A 16,316-nucleotide genomic window follows, 5' to 3' on the forward strand; every position below is an offset into this window, starting at 1 on the left:
GATGACACCCGGCGGTAACGTGTTCCCTCGTGAGGGGAACCTTCCGGCCTGTCCGGCCGACATGCCGAGCATGACCGTCACACGTCCGGAGACGCTCTCCTCCGGTCTCGCGCTTTCCTCCCGCGAAGAGGTGCGACCGGCATGACATCCACCGGACGGGAGACATCGGGCGCCCCCGCGCGATCCGGTGTCCGATCGTTCACCGGCACACAGCTCGCCCTGCTCGGCAGTGGGTTCCTCGTCAATCTCGTCAGCTTTTCCGTGTACCCGTACCTGGCGGTTCTGCTGCGCGACCGGATGGCACTGGGCATGGACCAGGTGGGCGTCGTTCTCGGGGTGGCGACGTTCGTGCAGTTCGCCGGAGGGGTGCCGGGTGCGGCCCTCGCCGAGCGGATCGGGCTCCAGCGATCCCTGGTGATCGCGATGGTCCTGCAGACCGTCGGATCGCTGGGGTTCCTCGTCGGTGGGGCCTGGCCGGAGGTGACGGTCGCCGCGCTGTTCCTGCGGTCGGCGGCCACCGGGCTCTACTCGCCCAGCGTCCGGGGTTACACGGTGCACGGTGCGAGCCCGGACGACCGGCCGAGGCTGATGTCGGCGAGCTACGCCACGGGCAACGTCGGCATCGCGGTCGGGCCGGTGGTGGGGTCGCTGTTCATCCACGACCCGGGCGGGATGTTCGTCGCCGCCGCGGTGCTGCACGCGGTGATGGCGATCGGGCACGCCTTCCTGCCCCGGGAGAGAAGAGACGAGCGCGAGGTGATCGAGCCACTGCGCCGGGCACTGCGCGGCCTGGCGGTGCTGCCGTTCGCCGTGACCGCCCTGACCCTCTACCTGTACATGCACTTCTACCAGTTCCTGTCCTCCTACGCCGAGGGCAGGCTGCCCACCGTCTTCTACGGATCGGCGATGATGGGCTACTCGCTGATGCTGGCCGTGCTGCAGCCCCTCCTGACCCGACGGGTCGAACGGATGCGCTACGCGCACGCGATGGCGGTCGGTTTCGGGTGTCTGGCCGTCGGCATGATCGCCTTCACCGGCGGGAACGCGATCATGGTCGCCGCCGGGATCCTCGTTCTTGGCGTCGGCAACTCGGTGCTCTTCCTCAAGAACTCCCTTGAGATGCTCAGCCGTACGAAGCGGTCGCCGACGGTCGTCTTCGGGCACCAGCGGCTGGCCGAAGGGATCGGCGCGTCCTTGAGCGGCCTCGTCGGCGGCGGCCTCTACCATCTGTTCGAGACCGCCGGGCACCTGCCCGGATTCTGGCTGGCCATCGCCGCCCAGTGCCTGCTGCTGCCGGTGATCGTGCTGCTCGCGGGCCGCCGAGGCGTCCTCGCCTGACAACGTCGGGGGCGACGCCCGATGCGGGCGTTCACCGCTGCGATCGGCCTCGAAGTCGCTCCGCCCGGAGAAAGGGAAGATCACGATAATGAAGGTGTTCCAGATCGGCGCAGCCGGAGGCGTGGGCCGCCGGCTCGCCCGCCAGCTCACCGCCCGCGGTGAGCTGGTCACCGGCATGCACCGTGACCCCGCGCAAGCCGAGACCGTGCGCGCGGCCGGTGCGACGCCGCTGGCAGGTGACCTCGTCGGCGACTCGGTGCAGGAGCTGGCACGCGGGCTCGGCGGGCATGACGCCGTGGTGTTCTCCGCCGGAGCCCACGGCACCGGCCCGGACATGACCACCGCGATTGACGGCAGGGGCCTGGAGAAGGCCGCGGACGCCGCCGCCCGGGCCGGAGTGCCGCGGTTCGTGCTCGTCTCGGCGTTCCCCGAGGCCGGGCGCGGCCCCCAGAGCACGGAGGGCTTCGAGCACTACATGAGGGTGAAGAAGAGCGCCGACGTCTACCTCGCCCGCACCGATCTCGACTGGCTCATCGTCCGGCCGGGGACTCTCCTGGACGAGCCGGGAACCGGCCGTGTCACCGCCGGCCTCGCGATCGAGTACGGAGGCGTGCCGCGCGATGACGTCGCGGCGTTCATCGACGCCGCCCTGCACGAGCCGGCACTGAGCCGCACGATCGTCGAACTCACCGCCGGCCAGACCCCCGTCGTCGACGCGGTCGCCAGGCTTGTGACCTCATCGACGGGCCGTCGCCCCTCCTGAACCCCGATCACACGGCAGAAGAGGGCGGTAACCGGAACGATGGGCTCCGTGGCGGACCCGGCACGGCCCGTGATCCGCGCTGGGCAGCGGCACCCACGCCTCGCCAGAGCGGGGCGCGGCTAGGGTCGCGGTATGCGCATCGTGTCGTTGTTGCCCGCCGCCACCGACATCGTGGCGGTGCTCGGGCTGGGCGCTGACCTGGTCGGACGCACCCATGAGTGTGACTGGCCGCCCGAGGTGGTGGAGGGTGTGCCGGTGGTCACGGCGGCGGAGTTCGCCGCGGACCGGATGAGCAGCAGGGAGATCTCCGACGCGGTGGGCGGCGCCGCCCACCGGGGCTCGTCGCTGTACACCCTCGACATCGAACGGCTGGCGGCCCTGGCCCCCGACGTGGTGCTGACACAGGACCTGTGCGAGGTGTGCGCGGTCTCCTACACGGGGGTGTCGCGGGCGGTGCGGCTGCTCGACTCCGGTCCGCGGGTGATCAGCCTGGAACCGCGCACACTTCCCGACGTGCTGCGCTGCATCGAGCACCTCGGTGAGGCGCTCGGGGTGGCGCACGTGGCGTCGCGGCGGGTCGCCGAGCTGGAGGAGCGGCTCGCGGCGGTGCGGTCGGCGGTCGCGGACCGGCCGAGGCCGCGGGTGGCGGCGATCGAGTGGCTGGACCCGCTGTGGCCCGCCGGTCACTGGGTTCCCGAGCAGATCCGGGCTGCGGGCGGTGAGCCGCTGCTGGCCGAGGCGGGCGAGCACACCACCGCCATCGACTGGGAGAGGCTGCGAGCCTCCCGGCCCGAGGTGGTGCTGCTGATGCCCTGCGGCTTTCCGCCCGATCGGACGCGAGCGGAGTGGCCTTCGCTGACCCGCCTTCCGGGCTGGGCCGACCTGCCGGCGGTCCGCGCGGGCCAGGTGTGGGTGCTGGACGGCCCGGCGTACTTCAACAGGCCCGGACCGCGCGTGGTGCGGGGCGTGGAGGTCCTCGCCCAGGTGCTCCACGGGGTGCCCGCCAGCGCTCCTGTCGAACGTGAGGAGGCGCACCGGGTCTGACGGGTGGTGCGGCCTTTGTCGTTGATGGGTGATGTGCGAGCATGGTCGGCGTAGGCGAGCGCGGACTGAGGAAGCCGGTGTGAATCCGGCGCGGTCCCGCCACTGTGATCGGCGAGCGAATCCCCACCACGCCACTGCCCCTCCCCGGGGTGGGAAGGCGGGGACGAGCCTCGACCCGAGAGCCAGGAGACTCACGCGGTCGCCTCCTCGATGAACTGGGGCGGATTTCCCCGGGGAGGAGCTGGGCTCTCGTGCCCGTCGAGCCGGTGGCCGCGCCGAGAAGCCCTGTGGCATTCCCTCTTTCAGATCCGCCCCGTTGTGCAGATTCCGTGAGAGGAACACGTCATGACGGGCAGACGCCCCATTCCCCTGCTGCTCGCCCTCCTGGTGTCCGGAGTGCTGGCCGCCTGCGGCGGCACCCCCGCTGAGAACATCCCGGCCGCCGCTCCGGCGGCCTCCGCGCCCGCGGGCTTCCCGCTCACCCTCGACAACTGCGGCGAGAAAAACACCTACGAGCGGCCACCGCGACGGGCGATCTCCATGAACCAGCACGCCACCGAGGTGATGCTGGCACTCGGCCTGGAGAAGTCGATGATCGGCACCGCCTACCTCGACGACAAGGTGCTACCGGAGTACAAGGCGGCCTACGACGCCATCAAGGTCGTCTCGAAGGAGTACCCGGCGTACGAGGCCCTCCTGGCGGAGGAACCCGACTTCGTCTACGGCGGCTTCGCCAGCACCTTCGACGAGAAGGAGGGCCGCAGCCGGGACGCCCTGCACAAGGCGGGCATCAAGACGTACCTGAACGTCGAGGAGTGCGCCAAGGGCGCGGTGTCGGTGGACCTGGTCGACACCGAGATCCGCAACGTCGCGAAGATCTTCGGCGTCTCCGGCCGGGCCGAACCGTTGATCACCACATTGCGGGCGACCCTCGACGGTGTGAAGACCAAGGTCGGCGACGCCGCCCCGGTCAAGTTGTTCGTCTACGACAGCGGCGACAAGACCGCCTTCACCGCCGGCGGCAAGGGCGTCGGCAACGAGATCATCAAGCTGGCCGGAGCCGAGAACGTGTTCGCCGACGTCGACAAGGTGTGGGGGGACGTGTCGTTCGAACAGGTCGCCGAGCGCGCGCCCGACTGGATCGTCATCTACGACTACGGCGACCAGCCGGTGGCCGACAAGGAGAGGTTCCTGCTGGCCAACCCGGCACTGAAGGACGTACCGGCCATCAAGAACAAGCGGTTCGCGGTGCTGCCTTTGTCGTCGGTGGTACTCGGCGTGCGGGCGCCGGGGGCCGTCGAGGCGCTGGCCCGGCAGCTGCACGCCGACCGGTTCCGGTGAGCGAGGCGATCGCGGGCGCCGTGCTTCCAGCGCGGCGCCCGGGACTGCCGTACCCGGTCGTGATCGGCCTGCTCGTGCTCCTGCTCGGCGGGGCGGTCACCGCGGCCGTCGCGGCCGGGTCGGTGGCCCTGCCGGCCGGGCAGGTGTGGGGCATCCTGCTCCACCACCTCCACCCCGCCCTGGCCGAACCGACCTGGACACCCGTGCGCGAGACCATCGTGATGGACGTACGGCTGCCGCGCGTCGTCCTGGCGGGGGTGATCGGCGCGGGCCTGTCGGTCTGCGGCATGGCCCTGCAGGCGCTGGTGCGCAACCCATTGGCCGATCCGATGCTGCTCGGGGTCTCCTCCGGCGCCAGTGTCGGGGCGGTCACCGTGGTGGTGTTCGGCCTGAGCGTGTTCGGCGCCTTCAGCCTGCCGATCGCGGCCTTCCTCGGGGCGCTGGCCGCGCTGGTGGCGGTCTACTTCCTGGCCCGCTCGGGCGGGCGCATGACGACGGTGCGGCTGGTGCTGGCCGGGGTGGCCACGGCCGAGGTGCTCTCAGCCGTGGCCAGCTTCCTGGTGGTGACCTCCAACGACCCGCACAAGACGCAGGCGGCGGTGCGCTGGATGCTGGGCGGCCTGGCCGGGACCACCTGGACGGTGGTGGGGATCCCGGCGGTGGCCGTCCTGGTGGGCACCGCCGCGCTGATCGGGGTGTCGCGGCCGCTGAACCTGCTGCTGGCAGGGGAGGAGGCCGCGGCCTCGCTCGGGCTGGACGTGCACCGCTTCCGGGCGGCGCTGTTCGTGCTGGTCGCCATGATGATCGGCACGATCGTCGCGGTCAGCGGGACCATCGGCTTCGTAGGGCTGATCATGCCGCACGTCGTGCGGCTGCTGATCGGCGCCGACCACCGCCGGGCCCTCCCGGCGACGGCGCTGCTCGGCGCGGCCTTCCTCATCGCGGCCGACCTGGCCGCCCGCACCCTGATCGCGCCGGAGGAGATCCCGGTGGGCATCATCACCGCCCTGGTCGGCGGGCCGTTCTTCCTGTGGCTGATGCGGAGGCGCTCCACATGACACTGACCATGGAAGAGGTGTCGGTCCGCGTCGGCGACCGCGACCTGGTCCGCGAGGTCTCGCTGGAGGTCGCCGACGGGGAGGTGCTGGCCCTGGTCGGACCCAACGGGGCGGGCAAGTCGACGCTGCTGCGTACCCTCTACCGGGCGCGCAGGCCGACCGGCGGCCGGGTGCTGCTGGACGGCGAGGACGTGTGGCGCATGCCCGCGGGCCGGCTGGCCCGCCGCCTGGCCGCGGTCCTGCAGGAGAGCGGCGGCGACTTCGAGCTGTCGGTGTACGACGTCGTCGCCATGGGCCGCACCCCGCACAAACGGGCCTTCGACGGCGACAACGCGGAGGACAAGGCGATCATCGCCGACGCGCTGGGACGGCTGGATGTGGCCGATCTGGCGTACGCGCCCTTCGACCGGCTCTCAGGCGGGGAGAAGCAACGGGTGCTGATCGCGCGGGCGCTGGCCCAGCGACCGGCCACGATGGTGCTGGACGAGCCGACCAACCACCTGGACCTGCGCCACCAGCTCGACGCGCTGAACCTGGTGCGCGACCTCGGCGTCACCGCGGTGGTCGCCCTGCACGACCTCAACATGGCCGCCGCCTTCTGCGACCGCGTCTGCGTCATGGACGCCGGCCGCGTCGTCGCGCTCGGCACCCCCGCCGACGTACTGACCCCCGCCCTGCTCGCCGAGGTCTACCGGGTCGACGCCGACGTGGCGCTCCACCCCGAGACAGGGGTGCCACAGGTGAGCCTCCGAACCGGAGGGAGCCGCCCCACGAACTGAATCCCTCTTTGCATGAAAAGCCGGATCCGCCATCCGGCTTGTTCACCGTGCGCCTTTCACGAATGGAGCTTCGGTACAAATGGAATCGGCATCGACCGAATCGATTCTGACGGCCCTCGGAACGGTCGCCGGATTCGGCTCGTTCTTTTCCCTGCACATCGGCGGCGATGCGGCCGGGTGGCACGACGTGAAATCCGACTACGAACGCGGTTTCACCGACCTGGTGGAGGCGACGGCCACACGATACGGCACCCGCGAACTGCGCATCGGCGCCTCGATCGCCCAGCTCGGCCACGCCGCGCGGCTCTGGTCGCCGCTGCTGGGCACCGTGCTCACCCATCAGGTGGTGCCCGACCTGACCCGCCTGGACCGCGCCGACGACGGCCCGCGCCTGCGCCTGCCCGCCCCGGTGGGATGGCGCTACGAATCACCGGATCAGCTCTACGAGCTGGTGATTCGCCATCACCTGGAACCACTGGCCGCGGGCCTGCGGGTGAAGGTCGCCCCCGGCCTGCTGTACGGCAACGCCGCCTCCGCCCTGGCCGAGGCCGGCCGCGCGATAGCGGCCGTCCGCCCGGACCTGACCGAGCCCGCCACCCACCTGGTCGCCGACCTGCTGACCCGCGGCCACCTCGCGGGAAAGGGAACGCTCATCTCCCCTGAACTGGCCTTCCGGCGCACCACGTGCTGCCTTTATTACCGGGTGCCGGACGGTTCCAAATGCGACGACTGCTCATTGGCGAAGAAATGAATTCTTGAATTCACCGCGATCCCATGCCTATGGTGTTGCGTGTAGTTCGCACGTGCAAATCACCTGCAGAAGGAGGAAGCGCATGGCACACCACGGATTCGCCGAGCCCGAGGGCCCGCAGGACTGCCTGAAGTCCCACACCCCGGCGGTGGACTCGCCGTTCGAGTGGCGTCAGGACGACGACGAGTAGATCGCCCAGGCCGGGGCCCCTCGCCGGGCCCCGGCCCCGCCCCGGCAAGAGGAGCACTCGTGATCGCACAGGTCCGCCGCGACGCGCCCGGCGACCCCGTCGTGCCCAGCCTGATCTCCTACTCCGCCTTCCCCGACGAGGGCACGGAGGTGACCGGCGGCGCGGCCCTCGGCGACGAGGAGGCGGCGCGGGCCGCCGCGCTCGGGGAAGCGATCGAACGCCACTGCGCCAACCAGGTGCCCGCCGGGCTGCGCCGGGCCGCCTACCGCGACCTGGCCGAACCCGCCGCCGACCCGCGCGCGTTCGCCCTCTACTCGGCCGACCAGTACCGGGCGCGCGGGTTCCCGTTCGTCGCGATGACCCCCGAGCTGGAGATCGCCTGGGCACCCGCCGAGGACCTGGTCGCCGCGGAGCGGGTCCTGGTGCCCGCCTCGCTGGTGTACGTGAACTACTTCACCGGCCCCCGCCGCGCCGAGCCGCTCACCAACTACCCGATCCTCGCCGGGACCGCCGCCGCCACGACCCCGCAGCGGGCCAGGCAAGCGGCGCTGCGCGAGGTCCTCGAACGCGACGCCGTGACCACGTGGTGGGCGGGCACCACCCCGGCCTCACCGCTGCCCAGGCCCGCGAGCGGCCCGCTGGCCACGGCGCTGGCCCAGGCCGAGGAGTCGGGGCTGACGGTGTCGCTGCTGCGAGTGCCCTCGACGTTCGACGCGACCGTGGCGGCGGTGTTCGTCGAGGACCGCGCCCACCGCGTCGTGGGGTTCGGCAGCGCCTGCCGGGCAGACGAGCAACAGGCCGCGGCCAAGGCCTTCACCGAGGCCGTCGGCACCTACGAGACCGGCCGCGTCCTGCTGCGCCGCGACATCGCACAACCGCCCTACCTGCGGCGGCGCGCCGACCGGCGCTACCTCGACGCCCTGACGCGCGGCTGGCGCGACGTCAACGACGTCCGCCTGCACGTCCAGGTCTACCTCGACGAACGCCTCCAGGGCGACGCCCTGGACCGATTGCGCCTCCCCGGCGGACCATCGCTGCCGCCGGAGACCACCGGGCCGCTGCGCTCACTCACCGAGCGGGGTTTTCGCGCCTACGCGGCCGACCTGACCACCCCGGACGCCCAGAACGCCGGGCTGCACGTCGCCCGGGTGCTGGTGCCCGGCCTGTACTGCGACGCCCCGGCGGCCTTCCCTTTCCTCGGCGGGACCCGGCTGCCCGCCTCATCGGACCTCGTACGGCAACCCCTGCCGTTCGCCTGACCTCGAACCTGACCCCGAAGGAGAACGCATGCGGCTCGGACTGGCCATGGGCTACGGCGGCGAACCCATGCGGGAGGTGCTCCCGGTGATCAAACGCGCCGAGAGCATCGGCGTCGACTCGGTGTGGAGCGTCGAGGAGTACGGCCCCGACGCCGTCAGCGTGCTCGGATACCTGGCCGCCGTGACCGACCGCATCGAGCTGGGCACCGCGATCATGCAGATCCCGGCCCGCACCCCCGCCGCCACCGCGATGACCGCGATGACCCTTGACGTCCTGTCCGACGGCCGCTTCCAGCTCGGGCTGGGACTGTCGGTGCCGTGGATCGTGGAGGGCTGGCACGGCCTGCCGTACGAGCGCCCGCTGCGCCGCACCCGCGAGTACGTCGAGATCGTGCGCCGGGCCATCGCCCACGAGGACCGGGTGCACTACGAGGGCGAGCTGTACACGCTGCCCTACACCGGCCCCGGGTCGACCGGCCGAGCCCGCGCGATCCGCTCGGAGATGACCCCGCTGCGACCCCGCATCCCCATCTACCTGGCCGCCATCGGCCCCGGCAACCTCGCACTCACCGGCGAAATCGCCGACGGCTGGCTGTCGGGCATGTACGCCCCCGAGCACGAGACCGCCATCCTCGCCCCCCTCGACGAAGGACTGGCGCGCGCCGGACGGCGACCGGCCGACGTGAAGATCTGCCCCATCCTCTACGTCGCCCACGCCCCCACGATCGCCAAGGGCCGCGAAAAGCTCCGCCCCCTGTACGCCCACCTCATCGGCGCCTCCTCCCCGGGCGTGCGCAACACCTACGCCGACGTGGTCGTCCAGATGGGCTACGAGGGCCCCGCCCACGACATCCGCAAGCACTTCACCGACGGCGACCGGGCCGCCGCCGTCAAAGCCGTCCCCGACCGGCTACTGGAGGAGGTGGCCCTGCTCGGCCCCATCGAGGCGATGACCGAACGGCTCGCGGTGTGGCGCGCCTCCCGGGTGGACACCGTCATCCTGCTCGACCGCGACACCGCCCTGCTGGAAGCGGCGCGGGCCGTCCTGTGAGACGCCTGTGGGCACTGACCGTACCCCTGCTCGTGGCCGGGCTCACCCAGATCATCGTCAACATCGTCGACACGATCATGCTGGCCCGCCACTCCACCACGGCCCTGGGCGCCTTCGCCCTGGCCGCCCCCGTCTACCTGATCGCCCTGGTCATCGTGCGCGGCTGGGCGACCGCCGTACAGATCAAGGTCGCCCAGGCCCACGGGGCGGGCGAGCCGGGCGCGGTGATCCAGGCGGTGCGGGTGGGCCTGGCCACCTCGGCCCTGGCCGGCCTCGCCATCGGCATCGCGTTGTACGCCGTCGCCGAGCCGGTGCTCGCCCTGCTGGGGGCACCGGCCGAGCTGATCGGCCCCGGCGGCGGCTACCTGCGGATCCTGGCCTTCGCGGTGCCGTTCGCCGCCGCGTCGTTCACCCTGCAGAGCGCCTGCTCGGGCGTCGGGGTGACCCGCGCCGCCATGTACAACGCCCTGGTGGTCAACGCGGTGAACCTGCCGCTGGGCCTGCTGCTGATCTTCAACGCCGGGCTCGGCATCGAAGGCGCCGCCTTCGCCACCCTGGCCGCCACGGCCGCCGGAACCGCCGTCCTGCTCGGCTACGCCCGTGCCAGGCTGCCTCAGGTCCCCGGCGACGGCCGGCCCGTGGCCGGGAGGCTGTGGGCCCTCGGCTGGCCGGAGATGAGCGCGATGGGCGTCGGCTACCTCAACGAGGCGCTGATCGCGGGCTTCGCGGCCCGGATGGGCACCCCCGAGCTGGCCGCCTACCGGATAACCGACAACCTGCTGCTTATCGTCTTCACCGTGATGGCCTCGGCGTCCTCCTCCATCGCCATCCTCGTCGGACACGAGGCCGGCGCCGGGCACCGAGCCGCCGCCGAACGGTGGCGCAGCATCGGGACCCGGTTACTGCTCATCGTGTATGCGGTCCCGGCCGCTCTCGTCCTGCTCGGCGGAACGGCCCTGCTGGGGTTGTTCACCGCTTCGGCCGAGGTCGTCGCGCTGGCCTGGCAGGTGGTGCCCCTGGCACTGCTCAGCATGGCGCCGATGGTGTGGGCGATGGCGCACGGCAGCTTCCTGCGCGCCCACGGCGACACCCGGTCGGTGATGGTCGCGAACGTCGTCGGCGACTACCTGGTCCTGATCCCGCTGAGCTGGCTCCTCGGGCTGACCTTCGGCCTCGGCCTGCCCGGGATCTACGTGGCGTGGACCGCCTTCACCGTCATGCTGGCCCTGCTGCTGTGGATCCGCGCCCGCCGCACGATGTCCCCGGCCGCTCAGGGAGGATCTGTGGAAGTAGCGAGATGAGCAGGCCCGCGAACCGGTGCGGGTGTTTCTCATCCCAGGGCGGCTCGAAGAACGTCGGGCGCCTCGGCCAGGGAGGGGCCGTACCAGGTCAGGTGCCGGCCGCTGACCAGCGCGGCGGGCGTGGCGGGGAAGAAGCCGGGGCCGTCCTCGGCGGTGAAGCGGTAGGGCTCGTCGGGCAGGACGACGAGGTCGGCGCCCGCCGCCAGCAGGTCGGACAGGGGAATCCTCGGATAGCGCTCGGGGTGGTCGGCGTAGAGGTTGCGGATGCCGAGCCGCAGCAGGAGGTCACCGGCGAAGGTGTCGCGCCCGAGGACCATCCAGGGTTTGCGCCAGATGGGGATCACCGCCCGCCGCACCCCGGTGACCGGCGGGGCCGACCAGGCCCGTTCCACGGCGGCGAGCCAGTCCGGCTCGGGCAGGCCGCAGGCGAGCGTGAGCGTCCGGCGCAGCGAGGTGAAGGCCTCCTCCAGTGTGCGGATCCTCGTCACCCAAACCGCCAGCCCAGCCGACCGCAGCGCCTCCAGGTCGGCCGGGCGGTTCTCCTCCTCGTTGGCCAGCACCAGGTCCGGCCCGAGGGCGATGATCGCGGCCAGGTCGGGGTTCTTGGTGCCGCCGATCTGCCGCACCGTCAGCCCCGCCGGGTGGGTGCACCAGTCGGTCGCGCCGACCAGCAGGTTCGGCGCGGTCTCGGCGAGCGACTCGGTGAGGGAGGGGACGAGCGACACCACACGATGCACCGCACCACGCGTCCCGACGGGAGTGCCGAGGTCGTCGAGCATCATCAATGTCCTCCCTGACGAGATCGATCATTTGACGGCCCCTGCGAATGATACGGACGCGTGAAGAAGGAGTAGCCCTCTGCCGTCATCGGCTCGCGGAGGACCGCCCGCACCACCGGTTACAGAGAAAGGTTCAGTGATCTTCGCTACGGCCCGGCAAGCAACGGGCCTCCAGCGACGCAACCTCCAGTACCGCAGGGAGCGCGTGCTCATTGAGCGGGCCTGCGAACTCGGTTGACTCACTGCTCCAGAGGTTCACGTTGAACTCCATTGGCTGGTCCGGGATCGGTGTCGGTCCCCACAGGAGACGTTCGTGGACGGTGACCCCGTCAACGTGCCATCGAATGTATTCGGGCCGCCACTCGATTTCGTAGTGGTGGAATGCCGCGGACGCATCGAAGCCGAGGTCGATGAGGACCGGTGTTCCCCGGTACCCATACTCCAGTTTCGTGCCCGCGATTCCTGGGTTGTAGAAGACGTTGATGAGCATGCGAGTGGTGTCTCGGCCGAGGAACTCGATGTCGATCTCCTGGCGAGGGCCGTTGCGATGGAGGAACAAGCCCGATACCAAGCCAGAGCCGGAGGGAACCCGCAGATCTGCCGCGAACGTGCCGTAGGTGAAAGAGGGGCGGCTTGCGATTGCGGCTCCGGTGAGCTCTCGTACCTTGTTCGCTTCGCGGCGGAGCGTGAGTGAAGCAGGGCCTTCGTGCTGCAGCGTGACGTTGTCGGGGCGGAAGAGGGCTCTGTTGCTGGGGAAGGTGTCGTCGCGGAGATACCATTCGTCGTCGAGACGGGAGTGCACACTCAACGCGATCGCCACACCACCGCCGTCTGCGCCACCACCTTCGGACGTGCTGCCATCACGAGGAGGCGGCGATGACTCGAACGAGACACCCGACCACGCCTTGCGATCAACGATCCAGGGGGAGGCATCCCAAGCCAGAGGTTGTTCCAAAAGAGTCATGTCCTCGATCGAGCGAGTTCCGATCGCGACGCGTCGCTGCCCTTTCTCCTGCTGGTGAGGCCAAGGATGGGTCGGGTAGTCGCACCCGAGAAACCGGGCGAGCCGTTCCCACGGGTCCGGCTCGTCGACCGGGAGCACGAGGCGGTGATGCTGCGGAATACCGGGCACCTCGGTCAGAGCGTCCGCCGTCGTGCTGGTTTTACCTGTCGTGACGATGAGACGAGCCGACGCCTTTGAGGCGATGCGTTCAACCTCGCCCATACCTAGCGATCCGATGTTCACGTAGGCGTCGAACATCCGACGTCGGCTGCCACGAAGGAGTGCATCAAGCTCGCCCGGGGGCAGGTCGGTGAGGTCACTGACGCAGCGGAATCCAAGGACTGACAGAGCCTCCGCCACCGTGGACAAGCCCGTACCGGGCGCGCCAACGACCACGATCGGACCCCTCGTGGGCCGACGCGGGGCGAGCTGAGGAAATTCGCGCCGGATCGCGCCTACTTTCGCCAGGATCGGCAGGACTGAGTAGGAGTTACTTGACTTGATATCCGGGCGCTGCTCGATGACGGGCCGCCCCGTCATCCGGACCGAGAGCCGATCGAACTGCAGGTTGATCCACAGGTCGATCGGACCGTGGGCTGGAAGCAGGCTGAGGAGTTTTTCTGCCCCCTTGCGGGAGAGCACGTAGCCAGATAGTTGCCATAGCCCCCTGGTTGGGTGCCGGAGCGCAGGGCGGGTGCGGCTGCGCACTTCTTCATCGCCTGTCTCCTGGTAGGAGAGATAGAGAAGGTCGACGGCATCCTCGACGCCTCGGTTCGATCGCAGTTCGCTCCACGCGCGGTTCAGCGCGGGCGCGCACGTTCGTGTGACGTATGCATCGTCCTCAAGCACGAGGGTGAAAGGTGCGTTGCTGGCGGCGATCAGCCTCCACACCTCGATGTGGGAGAGCGCCACCGCGATCTCTTGCGGCGTCATGGTAATCCGCGTCGCTCGGGCGTCGTCGTCGATGTCGAGCCTAGGGTGTGGATCGACAAAGAGCTGCTCGGCCAATGTATACGTCGGCTCGAGGAGGTTAGCCGGGGGTGGGCCCGCGAGATAGCGGGCATCGATCGCTGAGAACCGTCTTGTGATTGTGCTGAGTGAGCGGCCTTCCCCGTCCCTCAGCCGTCTGAGTTCGCGGTTCAGTGCGATCCAACGCTCCTGAGCGCGATCAAGGTTGATGACATAGATACGTTCGATCACCATGTTGTCGTCGCTCGCTGAGAACGCGATTGACCGGCGCCGAGTGAGAATTCGCCTGGTCCGGTAGAGGGCATGAGCTCGCAACGTGGAACGCAGGCCAGAAAGGGAGGTGATGTTCATACTAGAGAGAAGTCGCCAGTCGTCGTTCAGGGAGGAAATACGGCGATAAAGGCCAAAAAGGCCCGGTTTGGAATCGTGAGCAGGAACGTCACCTGTCCTGACGCCACAGGCGCCAGTTCCGCTCGTCGTCGCGGTAACTGAGCGGCCACCGGCTCATGGCAATGGTGTCCCACGTGCAAAGGATCTCGACGTCGATCGGCTGCCCGAGCCGTTCCTGTGAGAGGGCGTAGCGCGCAAGCGCCACCGTGAGGTTGCCCGGTCCTGTCATCGACTGGATGTCGATCGGCCCGCCGGGATGATCGAGGATCGCCACCGTGCTTGCCTCGAGTGCCGCCAGAACGACCGGATGGTGGTCCGGTGCGATGATCGGGGTGTTGTTGACGTAGTGGATCCGTGTGTCGGAGTCACTGTCGGTCGACATCGCGCTGCGCGGGTCAACCATGGCATCGGTCGCGATGTCGTAGCACAGCGCCTGAAGTCGCAGCCGGGAGTCCCGAAAGAGCGGTGTCCAGTCGGTGCCCTGGTAGGCGTCGTCCGCGTCGACGTAGAAGCCGCCGTTGTCGGCCAGGTAACACAGCCGGAAGTAGTCGCTGCGCATAGCCGGGTGCGGGCAGGCATCAAAGGCCGCCACGTGCGCGTCGTCGTACGTGGCCTCGATGAACGAGCGCGCCGACGCGTCGCCGTACACATCCCGGCGAAACCCTTGACTCTCCAGCGCCGTCCAGCTCGCCATGCACTCCAACACGTCGGCCGGGATCCTTGCAGGGTCGTCCCAGAACTGGACAATCACACGAGGGAGCGGAGTGGTCAGAGCCGATCCAGAAGGATTCGAAAGCATGCGAGTCAGGTGGCGAAGGTAGCGGGACCTGTGCACGTGGTCACCGACGATATCCTCCACACCGGCGTCGCACCCGAAGATCGCTTCCGGCCGAACGTCGTGGTCACGTGGGCCATATGGTGCGGGTATGGTCATCGGCGCCCTTCTCAAGCGGCGTTATCGTGGGCCGATTCAAAGCCCTGTGCGGCGGTCCCTGAAGTGTTTCAGGGGTTATGGGGCGCGTTGTTAGAGTCTAAGCCACTTACGGGCGACCAGAACGTCGTCCGTGACTTGATGGTGAAGACCGACTGGGAACCCTGCCGGTGGGGACGAACGGCACCGCCTTCACAGAACGGTGATGAGCCGCGCCGGTCGGCGCCGCGAAGGGAAAGACGGCCGGTGGTCAGGTCGTTAAGTTTTCAAATGCCCGGTAGGACTCGGTGCCGGTTTCGATGATGGCGCCGTTGAAGGTGAGCCGGTCGACGATCGCGGCGCAAGGTCTTGGTCCATCCATCTGGGGCTGGCACATGTTCGTTCTCGTTGGAGGCGATGGCGACACTTGCTTTCTCTTCACGTTCAGTGAGGACCTGGAAGAGCAGGTCAGCGCCTCGTTTGTCGAGTTCCATGTAGCCGAGTTCGTCGATGCAGAGAAGGTCGACGCGTCTGTAGCGGGCGATGGTCTTGTTGAGGACGAGTTCGTTGACGAGCTTGGCCGCCAAAACGTATTTGACCCGGTAGCCAGCCATGGCTGCTGCGGCGCCTAGGGCGATGAGCAGGTGGGACTTGCCGGTGCCCGAGTCGCCGATGAGGCAGAGCGGGTGACCGTTCTTGACCCAGTCGCCTTTGGCGAGGGTGTGGATGACGGCGGGATTGATGCCGGGGTTGGCGGAGAAGTCGAAGTCGGTCAGCCACTTCTCGCGCGGGAACCCGGCGGCGCTGGCGGTCTTCGCATTCGGCCATGAGGAGCTCGGCCAGGAAGCCGCGGTAGGTGAGCTGCTCGCGGTCGGCGGCATCGGAGATCGCGGCGAACTGATTGCGCAAGGTCGGCAGCCGGAGCATCCGGCAGGCCTGGTCGATGGCGGCGTCGGCGGCGGGTTCGGTCAGTCCTCGTTGGGGTTTGAAGGGGCGCTCCCCCTTGAATGTGGACACCTTGGAGACTGGATCTTGAGGTCCAGGGGAAGAGATGTTCCTGATGGTGATGAAGAACTACCCGTCCGAGTTCAAGTCCGACGCGGTGGCGTTGGTGCTGTCGAGGCCGGACCGGACGATCACGTCGATCGCGCGGGATCTGGGGGTCAGCCGCGAGACGCTGCGGGTGTGGGTACGCGCTGCGCAGGCTCGAGGTGAAGGCGGGCAACGAGCGGCAGGCGGGGTCGGGAGCGGCAAAGGCACCTCGGCCGGGCCCCTATCCTCGGACGACGTGCTGGAAGAGGAGAACAAGCAGCTCAAGGCGCGGATCCGTGAGCTGGAGCAAGAGCGCGACATCCTGCGTAAGGCGGCCAAGCTTTTCGCGGGCGAGACG

The 16,316-nt window shown here is 69.3% G+C and carries 15 protein-coding genes and 1 riboswitch; of the genes, 11 read left to right on the top strand and 4 right to left on the bottom strand.

The window, feature by feature from the left end; translation table 11 throughout:
• Nucleotides 1-141 precede the first annotated feature (141 nt).
• From ACSC1Q_RS35035 to ACSC1Q_RS35080, 10 genes are all read left to right on the top strand, one after another.
• On the top strand, nt 142-1,338 hold the full coding sequence (locus ACSC1Q_RS35035; RefSeq protein ID WP_436763011.1) for an MFS transporter: 1,197 nt from the start codon (nt 142-144) through the stop codon (nt 1,336-1,338).
• Nucleotides 1,339-1,426: 88 nt separating this feature from the next.
• A complete protein-coding gene (locus ACSC1Q_RS35040) occupies nt 1,427-2,101 on the top strand; it encodes an NAD(P)H-binding protein (RefSeq protein ID WP_436763012.1) in 675 nt (224 codons plus the stop codon).
• A gap of 132 nt (nt 2,102-2,233) precedes the next feature.
• On the top strand, nt 2,234-3,145 hold the full coding sequence (locus ACSC1Q_RS35045; protein WP_436763013.1) for a cobalamin-binding protein: 912 nt from the start codon (nt 2,234-2,236) through the stop codon (nt 3,143-3,145).
• 14 nt (nt 3,146-3,159) lie between these two features.
• Nucleotides 3,160-3,358: riboswitch (cobalamin riboswitch) on the top strand.
• 132 nt (nt 3,359-3,490) lie between these two features.
• Nucleotides 3,491-4,486: an ABC transporter substrate-binding protein gene (locus ACSC1Q_RS35050; protein WP_436763014.1), complete on the top strand. Its 996-nt coding sequence runs from the start codon at nt 3,491-3,493 to the stop codon at nt 4,484-4,486.
• Entirely contained in the window at nt 4,483-5,544 is a 1,062-nt protein-coding gene (locus tag ACSC1Q_RS35055) for a FecCD family ABC transporter permease (protein WP_436763015.1), read from the top strand. The genes ACSC1Q_RS35050 and ACSC1Q_RS35055 overlap by 4 nt, the downstream gene beginning before the upstream one ends.
• Nucleotides 5,541-6,323, top strand: a complete 783-nt coding sequence (locus ACSC1Q_RS35060; RefSeq protein WP_436763016.1) for an ABC transporter ATP-binding protein — start codon at nt 5,541-5,543, stop codon at nt 6,321-6,323. Before ACSC1Q_RS35055 ends, ACSC1Q_RS35060 begins: the two co-directional genes overlap by 4 nt.
• A gap of 187 nt (nt 6,324-6,510) precedes the next feature.
• On the top strand, nt 6,511-7,074 hold the full coding sequence (locus ACSC1Q_RS35065) for a (2Fe-2S)-binding protein (protein WP_436763017.1): 564 nt from the start codon (nt 6,511-6,513) through the stop codon (nt 7,072-7,074).
• Between the two features lie 249 nt (nt 7,075-7,323).
• On the top strand, nt 7,324-8,523 hold the full coding sequence (locus ACSC1Q_RS35070; RefSeq protein ID WP_436763018.1) for a YcaO-like family protein: 1,200 nt from the start codon (nt 7,324-7,326) through the stop codon (nt 8,521-8,523).
• A 28-nt stretch (nt 8,524-8,551) separates the two neighbouring features.
• Nucleotides 8,552-9,574, top strand: a complete 1,023-nt coding sequence (locus ACSC1Q_RS35075) for an LLM class flavin-dependent oxidoreductase (protein ID WP_436763019.1) — start codon at nt 8,552-8,554, stop codon at nt 9,572-9,574.
• Complete coding sequence (locus ACSC1Q_RS35080) at nt 9,571-10,875, top strand: MATE family efflux transporter (RefSeq protein WP_436763020.1); 1,305 nt, start codon at nt 9,571-9,573, stop codon at nt 10,873-10,875. Before ACSC1Q_RS35075 ends, ACSC1Q_RS35080 begins: the two co-directional genes overlap by 4 nt.
• 29 nt (nt 10,876-10,904) lie before the next feature.
• On the opposite strand, the gene ACSC1Q_RS35085 is transcribed toward ACSC1Q_RS35080, so the two are convergent.
• The 4 genes from ACSC1Q_RS35085 to ACSC1Q_RS35100 form a co-directional block, all read right to left on the bottom strand.
• Nucleotides 10,905-11,654, bottom strand: a complete 750-nt coding sequence (locus ACSC1Q_RS35085; RefSeq protein WP_436763026.1) for a helical backbone metal receptor — start codon at nt 11,652-11,654, stop codon at nt 10,905-10,907.
• Nucleotides 11,655-11,787: 133 nt separating this feature from the next.
• A complete protein-coding gene (locus ACSC1Q_RS35090) occupies nt 11,788-13,860 on the bottom strand; it encodes a family 16 glycosylhydrolase (protein WP_436763021.1) in 2,073 nt (690 codons plus the stop codon).
• Between the two features lie 205 nt (nt 13,861-14,065).
• Nucleotides 14,066-14,767 (bottom strand): glycosyltransferase, encoded by a 702-nt coding sequence (locus ACSC1Q_RS35095; protein ID WP_436763022.1) that lies wholly within the window; start codon nt 14,765-14,767, stop codon nt 14,066-14,068.
• A 446-nt stretch (nt 14,768-15,213) separates the two neighbouring features.
• A complete protein-coding gene (locus tag ACSC1Q_RS35100) occupies nt 15,214-15,807 on the bottom strand; it encodes an ATP-binding protein (RefSeq protein WP_436763023.1) in 594 nt (197 codons plus the stop codon).
• A 170-nt stretch (nt 15,808-15,977) separates the two neighbouring features.
• On the opposite strand from ACSC1Q_RS35100, the gene ACSC1Q_RS35105 reads away from it, so the two are divergent.
• On the top strand, nt 15,978-16,316 hold a 339-nt coding region (locus ACSC1Q_RS35105; protein WP_436763024.1), incomplete at its 3' end, for a transposase.

Origin of the sequence: Streptosporangium heterodermiicola, from assembly GCF_051390675.1 — a bacterium.
Classification (GTDB): domain Bacteria; phylum Actinomycetota; class Actinomycetes; order Streptosporangiales; family Streptosporangiaceae; genus Streptosporangium.

Excerpts from the sequence above, each read along its gene's own strand:
- ACSC1Q_RS35035 (WP_436763011.1), top strand. The coding sequence starts at position 142 with ATGACATCCACCGGACGGGAGACATCGGGCGCCCCCGCGCGATCCGGT.
- ACSC1Q_RS35040 (WP_436763012.1), top strand. The coding sequence starts at position 1,427 with ATGAAGGTGTTCCAGATCGGCGCAGCCGGAGGCGTGGGCCGCCGGCTC.
- ACSC1Q_RS35045 (WP_436763013.1), top strand. The coding sequence starts at position 2,234 with ATGCGCATCGTGTCGTTGTTGCCCGCCGCCACCGACATCGTGGCGGTG.
- ACSC1Q_RS35050 (WP_436763014.1), top strand. The coding sequence starts at position 3,491 with ATGACGGGCAGACGCCCCATTCCCCTGCTGCTCGCCCTCCTGGTGTCC.
- ACSC1Q_RS35060 (WP_436763016.1), top strand. The coding sequence starts at position 5,541 with ATGACACTGACCATGGAAGAGGTGTCGGTCCGCGTCGGCGACCGCGAC.
- ACSC1Q_RS35075 (WP_436763019.1), top strand. The coding sequence starts at position 8,552 with ATGCGGCTCGGACTGGCCATGGGCTACGGCGGCGAACCCATGCGGGAG.
- ACSC1Q_RS35085 (WP_436763026.1), bottom strand. The coding sequence starts at position 11,654 with ATGCTCGACGACCTCGGCACTCCCGTCGGGACGCGTGGTGCGGTGCAT.
- ACSC1Q_RS35090 (WP_436763021.1), bottom strand. The coding sequence starts at position 13,860 with ATGGTGATCGAACGTATCTATGTCATCAACCTTGATCGCGCTCAGGAG.
- ACSC1Q_RS35100 (WP_436763023.1), bottom strand. The coding sequence starts at position 15,807 with ATGCCGCCGACCGCGAGCAGCTCACCTACCGCGGCTTCCTGGCCGAGC.